This window comes from Novosphingobium aromaticivorans DSM 12444 (assembly GCF_000013325.1).
Classification (GTDB): Bacteria; Pseudomonadota; Alphaproteobacteria; order Sphingomonadales; family Sphingomonadaceae; genus Novosphingobium; species Novosphingobium aromaticivorans.
This window is the reverse complement of the sequence record NC_007794.1, coordinates 3,541,015-3,561,584: the sequence shown is the minus strand read 5'-3', so window position 1 is coordinate 3,561,584 and position 20,570 is coordinate 3,541,015. Positions and strand designations below refer to the sequence as shown.

At 67.1% G+C, this 20,570-nt stretch carries 22 protein-coding genes; 9 read left to right on the top strand and 13 right to left on the bottom strand.

The features are described 5' to 3' along the window. Window positions 1-499: 499 nt before the first annotated feature. From rpsT to SARO_RS16930, 5 genes are all read right to left on the bottom strand, one after another. Window positions 500-760 carry a 30S ribosomal protein S20 gene (rpsT, locus tag SARO_RS16950; protein WP_011446975.1) on the bottom strand — a complete coding sequence of 87 codons (261 nt, stop codon included), beginning with the start codon at window positions 758-760 and terminating at the stop codon, window positions 500-502. Between the two features lie 111 nt (window positions 761-871). After that, window positions 872-2,266 carry a cytochrome P450 gene (locus tag SARO_RS16945; protein ID WP_011446974.1) on the bottom strand — a complete coding sequence of 465 codons (1,395 nt, stop codon included), beginning with the start codon at window positions 2,264-2,266 and terminating at the stop codon, window positions 872-874. A gap of 86 nt (window positions 2,267-2,352) precedes the next feature. Then, window positions 2,353-3,366: a ferrochelatase gene (hemH, locus tag SARO_RS16940; RefSeq protein ID WP_011446973.1), complete on the bottom strand. Its 1,014-nt coding sequence runs from the start codon at window positions 3,364-3,366 to the stop codon at window positions 2,353-2,355. Window positions 3,367-3,372: 6 nt separating this feature from the next. Next, the gene (locus tag SARO_RS16935) at window positions 3,373-5,673 is read right to left on the bottom strand and encodes a xanthine dehydrogenase family protein molybdopterin-binding subunit (protein WP_011446972.1); all 2,301 of its coding nucleotides are present in this window, start codon (window positions 5,671-5,673) and stop codon (window positions 3,373-3,375) included. A 5-nt stretch (window positions 5,674-5,678) separates the two neighbouring features. Then, entirely contained in the window at window positions 5,679-6,446 is a 768-nt protein-coding gene (locus SARO_RS16930) for an Mrp/NBP35 family ATP-binding protein (RefSeq protein ID WP_234007463.1), read from the bottom strand. Window positions 6,447-6,793: 347 nt separating this feature from the next. Here SARO_RS16930 and hflK point away from each other — a divergent pair, with 347 nt between their 5' ends. From hflK to SARO_RS16915, 3 genes are all read left to right on the top strand, one after another. Beyond that, window positions 6,794-7,918: an FtsH protease activity modulator HflK gene (gene hflK / locus SARO_RS16925; protein WP_011446970.1), complete on the top strand. Its 1,125-nt coding sequence runs from the start codon at window positions 6,794-6,796 to the stop codon at window positions 7,916-7,918. 1 nt (window position 7,919) lies between these two features. Further along, window positions 7,920-8,771: a protease modulator HflC gene (hflC, locus tag SARO_RS16920; protein ID WP_011446969.1), complete on the top strand. Its 852-nt coding sequence runs from the start codon at window positions 7,920-7,922 to the stop codon at window positions 8,769-8,771. Window positions 8,772-8,928: 157 nt separating this feature from the next. Further along, window positions 8,929-10,461 carry a Do family serine endopeptidase gene (locus SARO_RS16915; protein ID WP_011446968.1) on the top strand — a complete coding sequence of 511 codons (1,533 nt, stop codon included), beginning with the start codon at window positions 8,929-8,931 and terminating at the stop codon, window positions 10,459-10,461. A gap of 97 nt (window positions 10,462-10,558) precedes the next feature. Here SARO_RS16915 and SARO_RS16910 read toward each other — a convergent pair whose 3' ends face one another. The 5 genes from SARO_RS16910 to SARO_RS16890 all read right to left on the bottom strand — a co-directional run bounded on the left by SARO_RS16910 (window position 10,559) and on the right by SARO_RS16890 (window position 14,714). Then, entirely contained in the window at window positions 10,559-10,801 is a 243-nt protein-coding gene (locus tag SARO_RS16910) for a hypothetical protein (RefSeq protein ID WP_011446967.1), read from the bottom strand. Between the two features lie 68 nt (window positions 10,802-10,869). Continuing rightward, window positions 10,870-13,008, bottom strand: a complete 2,139-nt coding sequence (locus SARO_RS16905; RefSeq protein WP_011446966.1) for a transglycosylase domain-containing protein — start codon at window positions 13,006-13,008, stop codon at window positions 10,870-10,872. 108 nt (window positions 13,009-13,116) lie between these two features. Next, complete coding sequence (gene msrB / locus SARO_RS16900; protein ID WP_011446965.1) at window positions 13,117-13,524, bottom strand: peptide-methionine (R)-S-oxide reductase MsrB; 408 nt, start codon at window positions 13,522-13,524, stop codon at window positions 13,117-13,119. A 46-nt stretch (window positions 13,525-13,570) separates the two neighbouring features. Continuing rightward, complete coding sequence (locus SARO_RS20370; RefSeq protein ID WP_049759464.1) at window positions 13,571-14,209, bottom strand: hypothetical protein; 639 nt, start codon at window positions 14,207-14,209, stop codon at window positions 13,571-13,573. Window positions 14,210-14,360: 151 nt separating this feature from the next. After that, window positions 14,361-14,714, bottom strand: coding sequence for a CC_3452 family protein (locus SARO_RS16890; protein ID WP_011446963.1), 354 nt, complete (start codon window positions 14,712-14,714; stop codon window positions 14,361-14,363). Between the two features lie 156 nt (window positions 14,715-14,870). Between SARO_RS16890 and SARO_RS16885 the strand changes: the two genes are divergently transcribed. Beyond that, window positions 14,871-15,365, top strand: coding sequence for a winged helix-turn-helix transcriptional regulator (locus tag SARO_RS16885; protein ID WP_176929322.1), 495 nt, complete (start codon window positions 14,871-14,873; stop codon window positions 15,363-15,365). 110 nt (window positions 15,366-15,475) lie between these two features. Here SARO_RS16885 and SARO_RS21400 read toward each other — a convergent pair whose 3' ends face one another. Beyond that, a complete protein-coding gene (locus SARO_RS21400; protein ID WP_011446961.1) occupies window positions 15,476-15,787 on the bottom strand; it encodes a UrcA family protein in 312 nt (103 codons plus the stop codon). Between the two features lie 252 nt (window positions 15,788-16,039). On the opposite strand from SARO_RS21400, the gene SARO_RS16875 reads away from it, so the two are divergent. Genes SARO_RS16875 through SARO_RS16865 form a run of 3 tightly spaced genes read left to right on the top strand, consistent with a single transcriptional unit; the run spans window position 16,040 to window position 18,102 of the window. Next, window positions 16,040-16,306 (top strand): hypothetical protein, encoded by a 267-nt coding sequence (locus SARO_RS16875; protein ID WP_011446960.1) that lies wholly within the window; start codon window positions 16,040-16,042, stop codon window positions 16,304-16,306. A gap of 36 nt (window positions 16,307-16,342) precedes the next feature. Continuing rightward, entirely contained in the window at window positions 16,343-17,194 is an 852-nt protein-coding gene (locus SARO_RS16870; RefSeq protein ID WP_011446959.1) for a diacylglycerol kinase family protein, read from the top strand. Between the two features lie 59 nt (window positions 17,195-17,253). Next, window positions 17,254-18,102 (top strand): metallophosphoesterase family protein, encoded by an 849-nt coding sequence (locus SARO_RS16865; RefSeq protein ID WP_011446958.1) that lies wholly within the window; start codon window positions 17,254-17,256, stop codon window positions 18,100-18,102. Window positions 18,103-18,124: 22 nt separating this feature from the next. On the opposite strand, the gene SARO_RS16860 is transcribed toward SARO_RS16865, so the two are convergent. Next, entirely contained in the window at window positions 18,125-18,469 is a 345-nt protein-coding gene (locus SARO_RS16860) for a DUF2322 family protein (protein WP_011446957.1), read from the bottom strand. Then, window positions 18,466-19,326: a pantoate--beta-alanine ligase gene (gene panC, locus SARO_RS16855; protein WP_011446956.1), complete on the bottom strand. Its 861-nt coding sequence runs from the start codon at window positions 19,324-19,326 to the stop codon at window positions 18,466-18,468. The genes SARO_RS16860 and panC overlap by 4 nt, the downstream gene beginning before the upstream one ends. A gap of 99 nt (window positions 19,327-19,425) precedes the next feature. Here panC and SARO_RS16850 point away from each other — a divergent pair, with 99 nt between their 5' ends. Together SARO_RS16850 and SARO_RS16845 are read left to right on the top strand one after the other, a co-directional pair. Continuing rightward, entirely contained in the window at window positions 19,426-20,250 is an 825-nt protein-coding gene (locus SARO_RS16850; protein ID WP_011446955.1) for a division plane positioning ATPase MipZ, read from the top strand. Continuing rightward, window positions 20,250-20,546, top strand: coding sequence for a molecular chaperone DnaJ (locus SARO_RS16845; protein WP_011446954.1), 297 nt, complete (start codon window positions 20,250-20,252; stop codon window positions 20,544-20,546). Before SARO_RS16850 ends, SARO_RS16845 begins: the two co-directional genes overlap by 1 nt. The last annotated feature ends 24 nt before the right edge of the window (window positions 20,547-20,570 follow it).

The window sequence follows — 20,570 nt, the reverse complement described above, 5'->3', positions numbered from 1 at the left end:
ATCGTGCCTGTGCGCCCCCCGGCGACAAGACACAAGTTTACCCCGCCCGGCCGCGCGGATTGCACGGCAGACCAAATTCAAACCGGCCGCGCGGCCTGCGCGGCAGCATGTTCAAAGCGATTTGAGTGACACCGGATGACAGTGATTCCCGCCCCCGGTTCGCATTGTGTATTGGCCGAGTGGCCCTTCGCGCAAGCGGGGCACCAGCAAAAAAACTGAAATAAATGCCCTTGACTCGCTGTGATCGGCGGAAATGCATCAAACATTTGAAAAGTAAGGATATTTACAGGGCGCCGATGCGAATCGCGTAGAATCCGTGACTTGTTGCGACTGCACACTGTCACACTACGTCTTTGTACCCAGAATGAGGCGACTTGAATTGCACAAATGAAAAGTGGCCGGAGGCAAATGCCGCCGGCCACGTTCCATTTTTGTGCACTGGATTCGGTATTTAGTACTGCCAGCTGGCAGCACCGACCGAATCGCTATCGCCAGCGAATCAGAGCGAGGCGACGCGCTTCGTCAGACGCGACATCTTGCGCGCGACGGTGTTCTTGTGGAGCACGCCACGGGCCACGCCACGTGCCAGCTCCGGCTGGGCCGCCTTCAGAGCTTCCGCAGCGGCCGTCTTGTCACCACCGGCCAGCGCGGTCTCGACCTTCTTGACGAAGGTGCGGATGCGGGAAAGACGGTTGCCGTTGATTTCGGCGCGGCGTTCGTTGCGACGGATGCGCTTGCGGGCTTGCGGCGTATTGGCCATGGTTTCCTGTTTCTCGTCCTCTGGCGGACCGCAAAACGGCCGCGTGTAATTTCTGTGGTGGCGGAATTGTCCACCGGAAAGCGGCGCCCTTAGCGGGGAGGGGCCGAATCGTCAACAGATTCGGCGCATCTCCACGCGCAGGCCATCGCGGGGCTTCGGGATAGGCCAGGCCTGCCACGAAGGCGCGGGGCCCGGCTGCATGGCGACCTCGTAGCGGGTCAGGATGTGACTGACCAGCAACTTCACCTGCATATAGGCAAAATGCAGCCCGAGGCACATGTGTGCGCCGCCGCCGAAGGGCACCCAGGCATACTTGTGGCGTCCCGAGACGTTTTCCGGGGTGAATCGTAGCGGATCGAATCGGTCCGGTTCGGGCCAATGCGCAGGATCGGCGTGGACGGCCGCCGGGCTGATCCCCACCGGCGTCCCTGCCGGGATGCGGTAGCCGCCGAACTCGAAGTCACGCAGCGCGCGGCGCGGCATGTTGGGCACAGGCGGCATGAAGCGCAGCGCCTCCTTGAACGCCATCTCGGTCAATTCCATCCGGCCGAGGTCCTCGTAGGCCAGTGGAAGGCCGTCGCCCCCGGTCACGGCGCGGGCTTCGGCGCGCAGTCGGTCCTGCCAGTCGGGGTTCCGGGCCAATTGCCAGAACAGCACCGTGGCCGAACTGGTGATGGTGTCGTGAGCGGCCATCATCAGAAAGATCATGTGGTCGACCACCACGTCCTCGGGCAGGAGCGAGCCGTCCTCGCGCGTGGCGAGCGCGAACTGGCTGAACATGTCCTGCCCGGGATCCGCGCGCCGCTCGCGCACCAGCCGGCCGAAGTATTCGACCATCAGGCGCCGTCCCGCTACGCCCTTGCCCATCCTGGTGAAGGGCAGAGGGCGTCTAACGACCCCGCCCGACGCCTGGACCATGTCGACGAAGGCCTTGTTGAGCCGGTCGGCCTCGGGCCCGAGCGGAAGGCCGAGGAAGCTGGAGGCGGCGGTGTCGAGCGTCAGGGCCTTGATCGCGTCGTAGAACCGCATCTGGCCGCCCCAGCCTTGCACGGCCTGCGCGATGCCTGTGTTGAGCACGCTGCAATAGGCGCGCATCGGCTCCGGCTTGAAAGCGATGGACAGCGCGCGGCGGTCCACCCGGTGCGCCTCGAAGTCCATCAACATCAGGCCCCGGGGGAACAGCAGGTTGAGTACCGGTCCCCAGCCCTGTTCGTTGGAGAACAGCCGGTCGCGGTCGAACAGCACCAGTTCGTTTGCGTCCGCGCCGATAAGGTTCACTCCGCGCCGTCCGAAGCTGCGCGTCCGGAACACCGGGCCGTGGGTCTCGACCATGCGTCTCTGGAACCCCAGCGGATCTGCCAGTTGCATCAGCGTGGTGCCGAGCACCGGCCAGCCGTCCTCGCCGGGGACATGGTCCAGCTTGTGGTCCCCGCCCAGCCTTACCCAGTGCGGGTTGGCGCGTTCGGTATGTAGATCTGTCCTGCTGTCAGGCGCGATGCTGGCCATGCTCTCTCCCGGTGGGCTGATTTAACCGGGTAATTAACATGCATGTCAACAGGGGCCAAGGCCGTATGTCGGCTCTGGTCGGACGTTCAGATCCAGCCCGAAAGCTCGCGCCGGACCAGCGCCTCGATCATGTCCATGCCGTCGTCGCCCGCATTGAGACAGGCGAGCGAGGCGAAGTGCGTACCACCCGCCGCGACGAAATCTTCCTTGCCGCGGATCGCCAGTTCCTCGAGCGTTTCCAGGCAATCGGCGGAAAACCCGGGCGCGGCGATGGCGATGCGGCGCGTGCCCTTGCGAGCTTCGTCGACCAGCACGGCATCGGTTGCAGGCTCGAGCCACTTTGCCTTGCCGAAACGCGACTGGAACGTGGTCTCCAGCCGCAGCGCCGGATTGCTCTGCGCAAAACGCTCGCCCAGCAGGCGCGAGGTCTTGCGGCAGTGGCAGTGGTAGGGGTCGCCCAAGTGCAGCGTCCGTTCGGGCATGCCGTGATAACTCAGCAGCAGCAGTTCGGGCGCGAAGTCGAGAGCGTCGATCTGGCGCGAGAGGTCGGCGTGAAGCGCGCCGATATAGGCCGGATCGTCGTGATAAGGCGGCAGGGTGCGCAGTGCGGGAAGGCGGCGACGCGCCTTGATCCAGTCTGCCACCGCATCGAGCGCGGAAGCCGTCGTCGCCCCCGAATAGTGCGGGTAGAGCGGCGCGACGAGAATGCGCTCGCACCCGGCCTGCAGCAGCGCGTCCAGCTCTTTCGCCATGGCGGGCGATTGGTAGCGCATTGCGTGCCGCACGATCGCGCTTTCGCCCAGCCGTGCCTGAAGCGCGCGTGCCTGCGCGGCCGTGATCGCGGCCAGCGGCGATCCCTCATCCGTCCATACCTGGGCGTAGGCGTGCGCTGATTTCCGGGGGCGCGTGTTCAGGATGATGCCACGCAGGATCGGCTGCCAGACGAGCGCGGGAATTTCCACCACACGGCGGTCGGACAGGAACTCCTTGAGATAGCGCTTCACCGCGCCCGCATCGGGCGCATCGGGCGTGCCGAGGTTGACCAGAAGCACCCCGACCTTGCCGGTGAGAACAGTGGGGTGGTCTGCGGGGCGCTGCATCGGCAATCAAAGTCCTTCGGAAATGAGCGGCAGGCGGCGGAAGCGCACGCCCGTGGCGGAGAACAGCGCATTGGCGATGGCCGGGGCCACCGCGACCATTCCGAGTTCGCCGGGGTCGAACGGCTCTTCGTTGCTGTCGGCAAAGGCAATATCGACCTTCGGGCAATCGGCCAGCAGAGGCAGGCCGAGTTGCGAGAGATGGCCCGCCAGCGGCCTTCCGCGAGCGTGGCCGCTCGACCCGCCGACCGCATGGGCGAGGCCGAACACCAAGCCGCCCTCGATCTGCTGGCGCGCGATATCCATGTTCACGATGCGGCCGATGTCGACAAAGGCGCTCAGCCGCTCGACCCGCACGACGCCGGCTTCCTGCCGTGCGGTGGCGACGACCGCGATCATGCCGGAACGCACCGCGCCGCCTCCCGAGGCAAGATCCATGCGATGGCAGGCAATGCCCTGTCCCGATGCATCGACCCCGCCGCCCCATTGCGCCAGCCTGGCGACGCCGGAAAGGCAGGCGACAAGGCGCGGCTGGCCATCGAGCATGCCGACGCGAAACGACAGTGGCTCGCGCCCCGCAAGATGGGCCAGCTCGTCCACGAAGCTTTCCGTGAAGAATGCGGTGTAGCCGTGCGCCTGTCCGCGAAAGCGCGCCGTGGGCAGGGGCAGGGCGGCGGGGACGTGGTCCACCGCCTTTTCGGGAATGCGGTAGAGCGGCATCGCGCCTTCACAGGCCATCGGGTCGGCCCGGTCCTGCAAGTCGAGTGCATCGCCGATGCCTTGCCCATCGAGCAGGCGTGCGCCCGATTCGATTGTCGTGGCGGGAAGTGCGAGGCGGCTGCGCCAGCCCAGCACGCGCGACTTGTCGGGGCTGAGCGCGCCGTCGAGCCGCGCCGAAACCGGGGTTCGGGGAATGCCCGCCAGCGATTCCTGCCAGCGCGACCACGTCAGTTGCACGGGCTTGCGGATGATGGTCGCGATGGTGGCAACTTCGGCGGCGATGCGCACGTCGAGCCGAGCGTCGAAGCTGCCGCCCGCGTGCATCGGATAGACGATCACGTCCTGCCGCGAGAGACCCGCCGCGCGTGCGGCGGCGCGGCGCGCTCGCTCGGGAGCCTGGGTCGCGATCCACAGCTCCAGCTTGCCATCGCGAAGGCGGGCGGTGGCGCTGGTGGTTTCGAGCGGGGCGTGGAGGGCCGGTTCGACATCGTAGCGGGCGCTGAGGACCGGCTTTTCGAGCAGCGCATCGGGATCGCCCTCGGCCATGAGTCGCACCGCGTCGCCCTTGTCCAGCGCCTTGTCGAGCGCCACGAGGACCTTCTCGTTGTCGGCCACCGGGCCATCGGCGCGAAAACGTGGCTCCATCGCGCGCAAGGCCTTGTCGGCGGCGTGCCAGTTGGTGGCGACGGCGGCGAGCCAGCGCCGGGCATGAACCACGCCCACCAGCCCGCGCACCGAGGCCGCAGCCTGCTTGTCATAGGTCGACAGGACCGCCGATCCTTGCGGCGCGTGGGCGATCGCGGCGTGGACCATGCCCGGCAGGCGCACGTCGCCGGCAAAGGTGAAGCTGCCGTCGACCTTGGCTGGAAGATCGAGGCGCGGGTGCCGGGCGGGGGCACCTTCGGGAAACTGGCCGGGCCTTTCGCGCGGGGGCTCGGCGCGCAGGACGGGCAGGTCGGGCGGGTCGTACTCTACCGCATCCGCCAGCAGTTCGGCAAAGGAGAGGCGCTTCTTGCCGTGGGTCACGGCGCTGTCCCCGGTCTCGCACTCCTCCCAGCCCACGCCCCACTTGTCCGCGGCAGCCTGGGCCATCATCGCGCGCAGGGCTGCCCCGGCCTCGCGCAAGGGAGTCTCGAACGCCGCCAGCGCCGTGCCATCGGCGGTAATCATCATCGGCCCGCGCTCTGCATGAAGGCGGGCGAGCGTGCCCTCGGCGTCATTGCCCAGCGAAGCGAATGCCGGCATCCACAACGGCGCCCACTTTGCCGAGAGCACCGGGTCGGCATAGGCGGGACTGATCGGCGCGGCCTCGACCGCGACCTTGCGCCAGTCGGCCCCGGCCTCGTCCGCGACGATCTGCGCGACGAGCGTGGTGATGCCCTGTCCCATCTCGCAGAACGGGACCGCGACGGTCAGGATGCAGTCCTTGCCGCCCCGGGCACGCCCCAGCTTGAGGAAGGCGTCGACCACGTGCTCGCCTTCGCCCGCCTGCAGTGGAACCGGGTGGCGGCGCGGAATGAGCGGGAAGGCGATAAGCAGGGCTCCGCCGAGCCCTGCCCCCACCAGCAGCCCCCTCCGCGTGAGGCGCATCGGCGTCAGCGCCTGCCGTCGAGCCAGGCGAGGACGCCGCGCGCGATGGAGAGGAACGCCTCGGCCTGCGGGCCATCGCCTGCGGCAGGCGGGTTGCCGGCATCGCTCTCGCGCCGGATCGCCATGTCGAGGGGGACGCGTCCGAGGAAGGGAAGACCCATCGTCTTCGCTGCGGCTTCCGCGCCGCCCACGCCGAAGGGATCGCTTTCCTCGCCGCAATGCGGGCAGATGTATCCGGCCATGTTCTCTACCATCCCGACGATGGGAACCTGTCCCTGCTCGAACAGCCCGATGGCTCTCGTCGCATCCATCAGCGCAAGGTCCTGCGGCGTGGATACGATGACCGCGCCCGCCGGCTTGTGCTTCTGGAGCATGGTAAGCTGGACGTCGCCGGTGCCGGGCGGCAAGTCAACGACGATGATCTCGGTCTCGCCCCAGTGTGCGTCGATGAGCTGGCCCAGCGCATTGCCCGCCATCGGCCCGCGCCACGCGATGGCCTGCCCGGGCTGGACGAGGTGACCCATCGACAGCATCGGCACGCCATAGGGGCTGTCGATCGGGATCATCTTGTTGCCCTCGGCCTCGGGCCTGCGGCCCTCCGTCATCAGCAGGCGCGGCTGCGAGGGACCGTAGATGTCGGCGTCGACGAGGCCGACCTTGCGCCCGAGCCTGGCCATCGCGACCGCCAGATTGGCCGAAACCGTGGACTTGCCGACCCCGCCCTTGCCCGATCCCACGGCGATGATGACGCGTGCCTTGCGCTCCGCCGTCATGCCCAGCCGCACTTCGGCCACGCCTGCGAGCCTTGCCGCGTCGCGCACCGCCATTTCCAGCCTGTCGCGCTCCAGCCGGTCGAGCCCGCCGACCTCCAGCATGATCGTCGCCGCGTCGCCCGAAATCTTCAGCGATTGCAGCCTATCCCCCGCCGCGTCCTGCAATGCATTGCGGAGTGCCTGTTCTTCGATGCCCACGCCAATTCCCTGCTCAATTCGTCCCGGCCTCCTAGCAGATGAATTTTGGGGAAAGGACACTGTTTTTCGTGCGAACCGTTCCTATAACATTGCCCATGACCGAACTGGGTGGATGGATCGCGCGTTTGGGCCGGGAAAAGGGCCTCTTCATGACCGGCAGGAAAAGCCCCTGGGGCTCCGGCGGGAGCACGGGGGGCAATGAGCCGCCTGCGTCGCCCGGTAACGCGGCCCCCGATAACGAACCGTCTCCGCCCGAAGGCACGCCCGCTGGCAGCGAAGGCCCGCGTAATCCGTGGTTGCCGCCGCAATCGGGCGATGTCGGGCGCGAGCCTGGCCGCAAGGGCCCGAACATCGAAGACATCTTCCGTGCCCGCAAGGGCGGCGGCGGTGGTGGTGGTGGGCGCGGCCCCGGCATGCCCCGCTTGCCGCAGCGCCCCGATGGCAAGTCCTGGGTGCCGGTTGGCATCGCGCTGATCGTCGCGCTGTGGCTCGGCACCTCGATGGTCCACCGCATCTCTCCGCAGGAGAAGGGCGTCGTCACGACCTTCGGCTCCTATTCGCGCACGCTCGATTCGGGCATGGCGCTTACGCTTCCCTGGCCGATCCAGTCGGTCAGCGTGCAGGACGTGACCTCTATCCGCCGCGAATCCATTCCCGAGGGCGACGGCGAGAAGCTGATGCTGACGGGCGACCAGAACCTGGTCGACCTCACCTACCTCGTCCGCTGGAACATCAAGGACCTCAAGCTTTACATGTTCCAGCTTGCCGACCCCGATCAGACGGTGCGCGAAGTGGCCGAGGCGGCGATGCGCCAGTCGATCGCCGAGGTTACCTTGAACGACGCGATGGGTTCGGGCCGCCAGCAGATCGAACAGAACGTGCGCGACCGCATGCAGAAGGTGCTCGATGCCTACCGGTCCGGCGTGTCGATCCAGGGCGTCGACATCAAGAAGACCGATCCGCCGACCAAGGTGGTCGACGCCTTCAAGGAAGTGCTCGCAGCCCAGCAGGACGCGCAGAGCGAGATCAACCGCGCGCAGGCGTGGGCCCAGCAGCTCACTGCGCGCGCCGGTGGCGAGGCGACCGCCTTCGACAAGGTCTACGAGCAGTACAAGCTCGCCCCCGAAGTGACCCGCCGCCGCATGTATTACGAGACCATGGAACGCGTGCTCAGCCAGACCGACAAGGTGATTCTCGAATCGCCGAACACCCAGGCCTACCTGCCGCTTCCCGAAATGAAGCGGACCCAGAAGCCGCAGGAAGAGGGCCGCTGAGATGAACGCCTTGCATAACCTCTGGCAGGAACAGAAGGCCGCGATCATCGCACTTGCGGTGGTCCTGGTCGGCGTCGCAAGCTGCCTCAAGGTGGTCGACGAGAAGACCCAGGCGGTCGTGGTCCGGCTCGGCCAGCCCGAACGCGTGGTAAATCGCTTCCGTCCCAACGTCGACTTCGGCCAGACCGGCGCGGGGCTCGTCTGGCGCATTCCGTTCATGGAACAGGTGGTCGAGGTGGACAAGCGCATCCTCGATCTCGACATGGAACGCCAGCAGGTGCTCTCGGCAGACCAGCGTCGCCTCGAGGTGGACGCCTTCGCGCGCTTCCGTATCATCGATCCGGTCCGCATGGTCCAGACTGCCGGGACAACCGATCGCGTTGCGGAACAGCTTCAGCCGATCCTCAATTCAGCCCTCCGCCAGGAGCTTGGCAAGCGCAGCTTCGGCTCGTTGCTGACGGCGGATCGCGGCAAGGCGATGGAGCAGATCCGCGAGGGTCTCGACCGCGAGGCGCGCGAATATGGTGCGCAGGTGATCGACGTGCGGATCAAGCGGGCGGACCTGCCAGAAGGCACGCCGCTCGAATCCGCTTTCACCCGCATGGCGACGGCCCGCCAGCAGGAAGCCGCGACGATCCGCGCCCAGGGCCAGAAGACCGCGCAGATCATCCGCGCGACCGCCGAGGCAACTGCGGCCAAGACCTATGCCGACGCCTTCAACAAGGACCCGGCGTTCTACGATTTCTACCGTGCGATGCAGAGCTACGACGCGACCTTCGCCCAGAAGGGTTCGAGCACCGCGATCGTACTTTCGCCGGACAACGAATATCTCAAGCAGTTCAAGGGCAAGTGACGCCGGAGGTTTGCAACATTCGTTTTCCGGCGGCCTTTGCTGAACGATACGGAACATCGTCATTCAAAGTCCGTTCATCGCAAGGCGCGTGAATCGACAGCGGCAGACGTCAGCCGCGCCGCATCCGGCGCTTGATAGACAAAGAGGACCAGGCCACGTGCGATACGCTTACGGTGTGACTTCGGCGCTGCTGCTCGCAGGCAGCGCACTGACCCTGGTGACGGGTTTTCCGGCAGGTGCGCAGGTCGCGCAGAACGACCAGTCCGAGATGCGGACGGTCGTGCCACGCGCGGGCGCCCCGGCAAGTTTTGCAGACCTTACCCAGCAACTCCAGCCGGCGGTCGTGAACATCTCCACCCGCCAGCGCGTGAAGGTGCAGGCCAACAACCCCTTCGCCGGCACGCCGTTCGGCGACCTGTTCGGCGGCGGACAAGGCAACGGCCCGCAGACGCGCGAGGCTCAGTCGCTGGGTTCGGGCTTCATCATTTCCGCTGACGGCTATGTCGTGACGAACAACCACGTCATTACCGCCGACGGGCAGGGCGAGGTCGAATCGATCACCGTCACCACCCCCGACGGCACCGAATACCCGGCCAAGCTTATCGGCAAGGACGCGGCATCGGACCTTGCCGTGCTCAAGATCAGCCGCCCCACCGCCTTCCCGTTCGTGAAGTTCGGCGATTCGCGCAAGGCACGCGTGGGTGACTGGGTGATCGCGATCGGCAACCCGTTCGGACTCGGTGGCACGGTCACGCAGGGGATCATCTCGGCGGTCTACCGCAACACCGGTTCGGGTTCGGCCTATGACCGATACCTGCAGACCGACGCGTCGATCAACCGGGGCAACTCGGGCGGTCCGATGTTCGACATGCAGGGCAACGTGATCGGCATCAACAATGCGATCTTCTCGCCCACCGGCGGTTCGGTCGGCATCGGTTTCGCCATCCCCGCCGAAATCGCCGCCCCCATCGTGGACAAGCTGCGCGCAGGCCAGGCGATCGACCGCGGTTACTTGGGCGTGCGCATCCAGCCGCTTTCGGAAGACCTTGCGGCCTCGCTTGGCCTGCCCAAGAACCGGGGCGAGTTCATCCAGGGCGTCGAGCCCGGCCAGGCTGCGGCCAAGGCTGGCATCCAGGCGGGCGACGTCGTGGTCAAGGTCGACGGCAAGGACGTGACGCCAGACCAGACCCTGTCGTTCATCGTGGCCAACACCGCGCCCGGCAAGCGCATCCCGATCGAGCTGATCCGCAACGGCCAGCGCCTGACGGTGCAGACCGTCGTCGCCAAGCGTCCGACCGAGGAGGAACTCGCCCAGCAGAGCTTCGACCCCGATGCCCAGCAGGACGACGACCAGTTCGGCGCTCGCCCGCAGCAGCAGGGGCCCAGCGTTCTCCAGAACGCGCTCGGCGTCGCAGCGATCCCGCTGACCCCGCAGATCGCACGCCAGCTTGGCGCGGGCGAGGATGCCAAGGGCGTCGTAATCACGGCGGTCGACGGATCGTCCGATGCCGCGGCCAAGGGCCTGCAGCGTGGCGACATCGTGCTTTCGGCCAACTACGTCACGGTTACCACCTTGGCCGATCTCGAACGGATCGTGCGCAACGCCAAGACCGAAGGTCGTGAAGCGGTGCTGCTGCGCATCCAGCGCCGTGGCCAGCCACCCATCTACATGCCTGTCCGCGTGCGCTGAACCGCACGGCTGGCGCCAGCGCAAAAGGGCCGCTCCTCGATGGAGCGGCCCTTTTCGTTTGGCGGCGCGCCGCGGATCAGCTCCGCGGCGGCGCGGGTCAGTAGGTTGCCGGCGGATCGCTTGCCGGGAAGCTCTCGTCGGACGCCTGGTCGACCTTGTCCCAGCGCTTGGGGTCGGACCTCATGCCTTCGGTGCCGGCGGAGCGGACCTGGGCGAAGTTCAGGCCCGCTTCCTCGCCATGGGCGAAAGCGGCTGGGGCGCTGTCGGTGTTCTGGCGCTGTACCGCGCGGTAGATGGCATATCCGGCCGCGCCGACGACGGCCCATTGCAGCAGGCTCATTGCAAGTCTCCTCTGTCGGAAGGCAGACGCCTTCCATCGGACTCGCAACGATCAATCGGGCAAAAAGTTCAGGGAACGGTCACCGTCCGGGCGCTGCTCGTCGGACGGGTGCGCGGTCCTGTCGCGGGTGGCGTGTCTCCCTGCCGCCCCGTGGCGCGGTTGAGGAAATCGTCGGTCGCCGCCTGGGGCGCATCCGGGGGCACGCCTTCGGGCAGCGCATCCGGATCGACGGCGTCGGGATTGGCGCCGGGCGATGGGCGACGTGACGGGTCCACAAGGTTGCCCTGTTCGTCGACATAGAAGTAATCGTCGGGATTGCCCTGCATCGCCTCGTCGTCGGGTTCGAGCTGCCATTGCGGCAGCTTGAGTTCGGTATCGAACTTTTCGGACGGGCGCTTGGCCGTGGCGACCTTCATGTAGGCAGCGAATGCGCGCGCGGGCGCGGCGCCGCCCTGGAGGCCGGGCACCGGCTTGGCATCGTCACGGCCCATCCATACGCCCGTGGTGATGCCACTGGAGAAACCGAGGAACCAGCCGTCCTTGTTGGAAGAGGTGGTGCCGGTCTTGCCTGCGACGGGTCGTCCGATCTGCGCGGCGCGGCCAGTGCCGATATTCACCGCGGTCTGCATGAGATCGGTCATGCCCGCCGCGACATAGGGCGGGACGAGCTGCTGCGAGGCATCGGCGCGGTGCTTGTAGAGCACTTCGCCATCGGTCGTCGTCACCTTGCGGATGCCATAGGGGGTCACCGAATTGCCCTTGGCCTGGACCGAGGCGAAGGCGCGGACCATGTCGATCACCCGAACTTCCGACGATCCAAGGACCATCGAGGGCAAGGTGTTGATCGGCGTGGTGATGCCGAAGCGCCGTGCCATGTTGGCCACCGCGCCGAAGCCCACCTCGTTGCCGAGTTGTGCTGCAACGGTGTTCTTGGAATAGGCAAATGCGGTGCGCAGGTCGATCTCGCCAGCATAGCGCGCGCCGTCGTTGCGCGGCGTCCAGCCGTCGATCGTCACCGGCTCGTCGACCACGCGGTCGTCGGGGGTATATCCGGCCTCGAGCGCGGCGAGGTAGACGAACAGCTTCCACGCCGAACCCGGCTGGCGGACGGCGTTTACCGCGCGGTTGTAGTTCGAGCTGACGTAGTCGGTCCCGCCGACCATCGCGAGGACGGCGCCGTCGCGGTCCACCGAGACAAGCGCGCCTTGCGCGCCCTTCGGCGCGAAGCCGGCAATGGCGCTCGTCGCGGCGCGCTGCATCACCGGATCGAGCGTGGTCCAAACCTCGATCGGCTGGTCGTTCTCGGGCAGGATCAGGTCGAGTTGCGGCAACGCCCAGTCGGTGAAGTAGCGCGCCGAGTTCTGGCTGGCGCGGTCCTCCACCATCTTGACCTTCCTGAGGTCGACGGCGGCGGCTTCCTGCGCGGTCAGCACGCCGTTGTCCTGCATCGTCTGCAGCACCACGCCGGCGCGACCGACGGCGGCATCGGCATCGGCCGTGGGCGAATAGCGGGACGGTGCCTTGACCAGGCCGGCGATGATCGCGGCCTCGGGCAGGGTGATCTCCTCGCCCGAATGGCCGAAGAACTTGCGTGCGGCCGAATCGATGCCATAGGCGCCGCCGCCGAAGTAGACCTTGTTGAGGTACAGCTCGAGGATCTGGTCCTTCGAGAACTTCTGCTCCAGCGCCAGCGCCAGCACCCATTCCCGCGCCTTGCGGCCGAAGGTCTTGGTATTGTTGAGGAAGATGTTGCGGGCAAGCTGCTGTGTGATGGTCGAGCCGCCCTGCTTCCAGTAGCCGCTCTCCACGCGCACCATCAGCGATCGCACGATCCCGATCGGGTCCACGCCCCAGTGGCTGCGGAAGCGCCTGTCCTCGACCGAGGTCATGGCGTCCTTCATCACCTCGGGGATGCGCTCATAGGGAACCCACTTGCCGTAGCTGGGGCCGAGCGTCACGATTTCGGAACCGTCGGCGGCCCGCACGACCACCATCTGCCCGGTCTGGCTGGACTTCAGCTCCTGGTAGCCGGGCAGCGAGCGCGCGGTGACCGCGACGGCCACTATCAGCGCTATGGCGCCAAGCAGCGCGAATCCGATGCCCCAGGCAAACAGCCTTCCCACCCAGCGGCGAAGCGCCGAGGGACCGGAGGGTTGCGGAGCGGACCTGCCGCCTTCGGGGCGGCGGGGAATGTCCCGTCTGGCCATCAGTCTCTTGTCGCTTCCTCAATCCGGCGCAGGCAGGCGCATCGTCACGGCCCAATGCATAGGGCAATCGGAACGCAGGGTTAACCGCAAATCGCCGAAGTGCGCTTCTCAGTCTTTCGGCGTGAAGTCGAGGCTGGCGCTGTTCATGCAGTAGCGCAGGCCCGTGGGGTTCGGACCGTCCGGGAAGACGTGACCCAGGTGCCCGTCACAGCGGGCACAGCGCACTTCGGTCCGGACCATGCCATGCGATACGTCGCGGTGTTCGTCGACGGCTTCGGGATCGACCGGGGCATAGAAGCTCGGCCAGCCCGAACCGCTGTCGTATTTGGTGTCCGAGGCGAAAAGCGGCGCACCGCAGCCGGCGCAGTGGTAGTCGCCTTCGGCCTTGTTCTTCTCGTAGGCCCCGGTGAACGCGCGTTCGGTCCCGCCCTGGCGCAGGATCGCGTACTGCTCCGGCGAAAGGCGTTCGCGCCATTCGGCGTCGGTAAGGTTCAGCTTGTCGGGCTGGTCGGACATGGGGGCTTCTCCTTCGGGGCCCATATGGGAAGCGCTTGCGCCTGCCTCAATAGTGCGATTTCTCGTTGGGCTTCGCCAGGTCGTAGCAATGGGCGATGTCGTACTTGTCTACTCCGCCGGCACCGTCGGCGGCTTCCGCAGCCATTGCCTCGCGCGCTTCGGCCAGGGTGCGGTCGGCCTCGTCGCCGCTTCGGCCGGCAGCGACCAGCGCTTCCCGCTCGCGCGAGGCGAGGACAGAGGCAAGCGTCTTCAGGTCCTTCGCCGCCGCCGACATGCCCTCGCGCGCGTGCACTTCATCGACGGCGAGCGCCATGATGGCCGCGCACTGCTTCAGGTCCGGGACCTTCAGGGGCGGGACCGACGCGTCGAGCCGGGCGAGGCATGGCCGGGCCAGCGCCGTGAGCGCGGCGTCGGGATCGGCGGCGGTCTGGAGGCTGCGCACTTCTCCGGCGATCGCGTCGCGCACCGCGTCGCGGCTTATCCCGGCCTCCTTCATCACCCGCTCGCCCGTGTCCGCGAAGAAGCGCTTGCCGCGGACGGCAAGTGGCGGCCAGCCCTCCAGCGCATCTCCGTCCGACTGTTCGAGGGCGACGATGGCGAATGCGGCGGCGCAGCGCAGGTCGGTGCGGTGCGCTTCGGTAAGCGGTGTGGGCTGTGCGGTCGCCGGAGTCGCGGCGGAAAGCATGACGGAAGCAAGGGCAAGTAGTCGCATCGGGCCGTATGCTAGAGACAAAAAATGGCCGCGAACAGCGGGCTGTTCGCGGCCAGTACGGGATTGCGCAGCGGCGGGGTGGTGCAGCCGGGTGCGCGCTGGAGATCGTTGAGGACGGAGCCCGTCAATCGGCCGCGCCGTTGCACTTGGCCAGGTCTTCGGCGCCGAGATCGCCCTGCGGGGTGGCGAAGCGGGTCACCGGGCCGACCTTCTGGACAAGGCGGGCGCACACGATTGCCGGACGCGAGGTGTCGCGCGGGGCCGAGCATTCAGCGCCTTCGCACTTCCACAGCACGCCCTTCTGGATCACCTTCTGCTCGCCCTCCATCGGGCGCGAGAGGGTGGCGGAATAGAACGGGCCGTTGACCGCGGCGCGGGCAGGACCGGCAGTGACGGTGAAGCTCGTGGCGGTGCCGACCAGGGCCAGGATCGCCGGGAGGAGCTGGCGCAGCGCGCCGGAGGTGTTTGCAGTCATCATCGTACTTCCCCTGAACATTCCATTTTAGGGCGACGGAAATTGCGGGGTTCTGGAGAGGATGCTATTTCCGTTGCGAATCGATACCTATCGTATTAGGTTGCAGGTTGCAACTAGAAACTTAAACAGGTGCGCGCCATGGGCTATGACAACGACGATATGGAAAAGCTCCGCGAACCCCTCGGCGAAATCGCACTGTGCGGCCTGCCCCTCGCGCTCGAAGCGATGGGCGAGCGATGGTCCTTCATGATCCTGCGCGCGGCGTTCAACGGCGTGCGCCATTTCGAGGACTTCCTCGAGGCGCTGGGCATTGCGCGAAACATTCTTTCAAACCGGCTGTCAAGGTTGGTCGAGGCGGGCATTCTCAAGCGCGAGCATTGCGCTGACGACCGCCGTCGCATCGAATACCGACTCACGCCCAAGGGCCTGGATCTCCTGCCCGCGATGCTGGCTCTTCGCCAGTGGGGCGAGAAGTGGCAGCTCGGCGTGCCGTCAAACCCGGTGCTTTGCGACGCGCGCGACGGCAAGCCGATCGCGCCCATCGGCATCCATGCGCACGACAACCGTGTGCTCAGCCCCGCCGACCTGATGTGGCGGGACCGTGCCGAGCTGGACGCGGAAGAACGCGAATCCGTGGTGCGCAAGATTCCCTGACTCTCCAGAAAGCCTCGGTGTCGAGAAAGAAGGGGCCGCCGGCTAGCCGGCGACCCCGTCAGGTTTGGTCCGGTCGGGGGACTGGATCCGCCGGACCGTGAAAGTGCGCGTCAGCGGGCTGCGAGCGCCGTCTGGCGGATCTCCGCCTTTGCGCGGCGGGCATCGGCATAGGACTTCGCGAAACAGTCGCGTCCGGCAGCTTCGTCGGCCGCCGAGGTATCCTTGCGGTCGAGGCCGCAGACTTCCTTGGCCGCCTGGCGCAGGCGGTAGTCGAGCTTGGCACGGCCGGAATTGGTCGACAGGTCGAGGTCCGAATAGTGGACCGCGCGGGTGCCGGCGAAAGCGGGCTGGCTGGCGGAAAGGGCAAGGCCGAGGAGGCCGGCGGCGAACAGGGTCCTGGCCACTGAGTTCTGGCGGGGCATGGCATCTTCCTTCGACATGGGCCGGAAGGGGGCGTTCCGGCGGGGGCTGGCTGCGGCGACCCTTGGGTTCGTTGGGGGCTGGGCCACCGCATGCATTTTCCCTAGGCCTGCCCGCAGCCGAAAGCGCGCCCGGCTCGACCAGCATTCGGACGCAACCGACAAGTGTCGCGGCCCGCCGACGAACCGCCTGTTCCGCTCCACGAACTGCAGGTGTGACATTCGCGCGGCGATTCCATAGGTTGCGCGCGAGGCATGGCGATTCTGATCACTTTCCTGCTGGGCGTCGGCAATTTCGCGCTCCACCGTGCGGTCATGGCGAGCGGGCACCCGCTGCTTGGCCGGATGCCGTGGTTCGTCCACGCCTTGGGCGGGCGGTTCACGATGGCGGTAGAGTTCCTCTTGCTGCTCGCCGCGCTGCTGTTTGCGGCCGAGGGCAATGTCAGCGGACCGATCGCCTATGTCATCTATTCGGTCCTCAACAGCTTCTCTGCCTGGCTGATCCTGACCGACCGGGTCTGAGGAACCAGCGGGCAGCGAGCCGGGTTGTCGCAATCAATGGACCTCAACCCTCTCTGGCTAGTGACCAACGCGGCAAGCGGCAGTAACAGCGATACCGCGGTCGAAGACCTTGTCGCCTCCCTGTCGGCTGCGGGGTGCGCGCCGGTGCGAACCCTGCGCTTTCCCGACGATCCCTTGCCCGATGCGGCGCTGCTGGAACGCAAAGGGGTGGGCACGCTTGCGATCTTCACGGGCGATGGCACTGCCAATTCCGCCGCTTGCGCTGCCGAAGGCTGGCACGGCGCACTGCTGGTCCTGCCAGGGGGGACCAAGAACCTGCTGGCCAAGGCGCTGCACGGCGACGTGCCTGCCGAAACGATCACCGGCCGCATCGCTTCGGGCGCAATCGCCCGCACGCGGCGACCCGCCGTTCGTACCTCGCAGGGAATGGCCCTCGTCGAGGCGCTCGCCGGGCCCGGCGCGATGTGGGCCGACGTACGCGAGGGCGTGCGCGATCTTGACCTTGGAGCCATCGCCGAAACCTTCTCCAACGCGCTGCGCGAAACGCGGGAGGGACCGGGGATCGGCATCGTCGAGCCGGCACTGGGCAAGCCCGGCGGCTACCGCGCGGTTCGCGCCGCCCCCGGTCCGCGCGGGCTTTCGGTCGAGGGCTACGATTTCGAGGATCTCGGCCAGATGGCGGCGCAGGGCTTTGCAATGCTGGTCAAGCGCGACTTCCGCCAGGGTCCGCACGACGAGCTCGGGACGCATCGGCACATCGACTGCGAAAGCGATGCCCCGATCGCCCTGATGATCGACGGCGAGCGCCGCCAAGGCGCCCGTCAGGAGCGGTTCGAGCAGGTGCTGTTTCCGGTGGAGTTCCTCGCCAGCACGGCAACCGGGGATTGACCCGCGATGCGGCAACGTCGATCAACCGCGCCCGAGATGCACTCCCAGATCGAAACGACATGACCCGCCTGTTCCACATCAGCGACATCCACTTCGGCCTGGAGGATCGCCGCGCGCTGGATTGGGTGGCCCAGTGCATCGCGCGCGAGAAGCCCGATGCCGTTGCGATCACCGGCGATCTGACCATGCGCGCGCGCCATCGCGAATTCGCTGCCGCCTGTCAGTGGATCAGGGCGCTCGACGTGCCGGTGACGGTGGAAGTGGGCAACCACGATCTGCCCTACTTCAACCTGGTCGAGCGCTTCGTCGATCCCTACCGCCGCTTCCGCTCGATCGAGGCGCTGGTCGAGCGGGAAATCGACCTGCCCGGCGTGGCTATCGTCCCCCTGAAGACCACGGCGCGGGCGCAGTGGCGGCTGAACTGGTCGAAGGGAGTGGTCGGCAATGCCGCGCTTGCCCACACGCTCTGCGCCATCGACGCGCTGCCCGAAGGAACGCGTGCGATCGTGGCCTGTCATCACCCACTGGTCGAGGCCGGCACGCGCGGCAAGGCGCTGACCCGCGGGGGCAGCCGCGCGCTGGCCGAGCTTGCGCGAAGGGACGTCATTGCCGTCATATCGGGCCACGTCCATGATGCGTTCGACCTCATCCACCCCACGCCGAACGGCCCGGTGCGGATGATCGGGGCGGGCACGCTGTCGCAGCGCGTGCGCTCGACCCCGCCAAGCTTCAACGAACTGACTCTCGAGGATGGCCGGATCACCGTGCGCGTGCGCAATCTCGAACACGTGCCGACCTGCGACATGCTGATCGAGGATGTCCCCGAGAACGCTCTGCCGCCCCGGACCCAGGGAGAGCCGGTTGCGCCGGTCGCGGCGGTGCCGGCAATCGATCCGCCGGTACACTGACGAAGAGCGGGACGGCCCCCGATCAATCCTCGGCGGGCACGACCACGATCGACAATGCCTCGCCGCCATTGGCGATTTCGAGAAGGCGGTCGATGTTAGGATGGGCACCCGGGCGCGCAATCGCGTCTGGCGTATGTTCGCCGAACACGGCGAGCCCGTGCCCGGCTGCCTGCGCGTTCAATTCGCCGAAGCAGAGCTTGAGGTAGCGGTATACGGCCAGCGAGCCCTGCTTGCCCGGCTGGTTCTCGATGCTCGCCGCCACGCGGCCGTCGCCAGCCACGATGTCGATCCGCGCGAGGCCGTCGATGGACGGCAGCAGGACGAGATTGTCCTTGAAGGACGGGCCGGGCTGGATGGTCTCGGTCATTGCGGGCCTACTCCCATGTTGTCGATCAGGCGTGCGCCGCCGATGCGGGCGGCGACGAGGAGGCGCGCCGGGCGGCCTTCGAAGCGGACGACTTCCTCGAGCGTTGCGGCATCGCGCAGGTCGGCATAGTCGACCGAGACGAAGCCGGCGGCGAGAATTTCGCGAGTCAGTTCGGCAAGCGATGAGGCGACCTCCGCACCGCCCTCTATCGCGGCGATGGCGCGGCGCATCGCGGCCGAAAGACCTGTCGCCTGCGCGCGTTCGGTGTCGCTCAGGTACTGGTTGCGGCTGCTCAGCGCGAGACCGCTGTCCTCGCGCACGGTGGGGACGCCGATGATCCTGTCGACGTGCGGCTGGGTCAGGTCGAGGTCGCGTGCCATGCGGCGGATCACCGCAAGCTGCTGCCAGTCCTTTTCGCCGAACAGCGCGAAATCAGGTCGAACCTGGTTGAACAGCTTGCACACGACCGTCGCCACGCCATCGAAATGGCCGGGCCGCGCTGCGCCGCAGGCGACCTCGCTGACGCCCGACACGGAGATGTTGGTCGCATAGCCATCGGGGTACATCTGGTCGACGGTCGGCGCCCAGAGGAGCGCCACGCCTTCCGCCTCGAGCAGCGCGGCGTCGGTCGCCATGCGCCGGGGATAGGCGTCGAGGTCCTCGTTCGGGCCGAACTGGCGCGGGTTCACGAAAATCGAGGCGACAACATGGTCCGCCCGCCGCGCCGCTTCGCGCACCAAGGTCAGGTGCCCTTCATGAAGGGCGCCCATCGTGGGTACGAAAGCGAGGGTTTTTCCCCCGTTTTTGAGCGAGTCCACCGCCTGGCGCAGGTCGTCGAGCCGATTGATGGTTTGCACGTTCGCGGCCTCTCCACTAAGTCCGAAGGGAAGGGCGATAGGGGGCGCGCCAGCGCTCGGCAAGCCCGGGAAGCACTTCACCAGAGAGAGTATCGCGCCTTGTCGACCGGCCCGCATCGCATCGTATTCGCCAACGAGAAGGGGGGCACCGGCAAGTCCACCACCGCCGTCCATGTCGCCGTGGCCCTGGCCTATCAGGGCGCGCGCGTCGCCACGATCGACCTCGATGCTCGCCAGCGCACGATGCACCGCTATTTCGAAAACCGCGCCGAGACGATGAGGCGCCGCGAGATCGCGCTGCCGACCGCGAGCTTCGACGTCTATGGCCAGGATAGCATCGAGGCGCTCGACGAACTGACCGAGCGCCTGGGACAGGGCTACGACTTCATCGTGTTCGACACGCCTGGCCGCGACGATCCCCTGGCACGCCACGTCGCAACGCGCGCCGATACGCTGGTGACGCCGCTCAACGACAGCTTCGTCGATTTCGACCTGATCGGGCAGGTCGATGCCGAGACATTCAAGGTGCGCCGCCTCTCGTTCTATGCCGAGCTGATCTGGGAAGCGCGCAAGAAGCGCGCGATGGCGACGATCAAGGATGCCCGCCGCGAGATGGACTGGGTCGTCGTGCGCAACCGCACCGGCTACACCGAAGCGCGCAACCAGCGCCGCATCGACCAGGCCCTGACCGAACTTTCTAAGCGCGTCGGCTTCCGTATCGCCAGCGGTCTTTCGGAACGCGTGATCTATCGCGAGCTGTTCCCTTCGGGCCTGACGCTGCTCGACAAGGGGCACCTGGGCGAACTGGGCACCAGCCACCTTGTCGCGCGGCAGGAACTGCGCACGCTCGTATCGGGGCTGAACCTGCCCATGCCGGCAAAGGGTGCCGCCGCGTCGGCCCCCTCGCTGGAGAGCGCTGCCTGATGGCGAAACTGCTGACGCTTCTCATCCTGGCGAGCCTTGCCTGCAAGCTGCTGGCGGGCCGCTGGCCGTGGGAGCTGTTGCAGGCCGGCGGACGGGCCGGGGCGGAAGCAAAGGCGCGCAACCTGCTGGGCATTCCGGCAGGCGCCAGCCACGAAGAGGTGATCGAGGCCCACAGGCGCCTGATCGCGCGCGTCCATCCCGACCGCGGCGGGTCGAACGAGGCGGTACACGAGGCGAATGCCGCGCGCGACCTGCTGCTGGCGCGGTTGGCCGACCGGCGGCGGGACGGGGCCTGAGCGACTGGGCCTGAGCGACCGGGC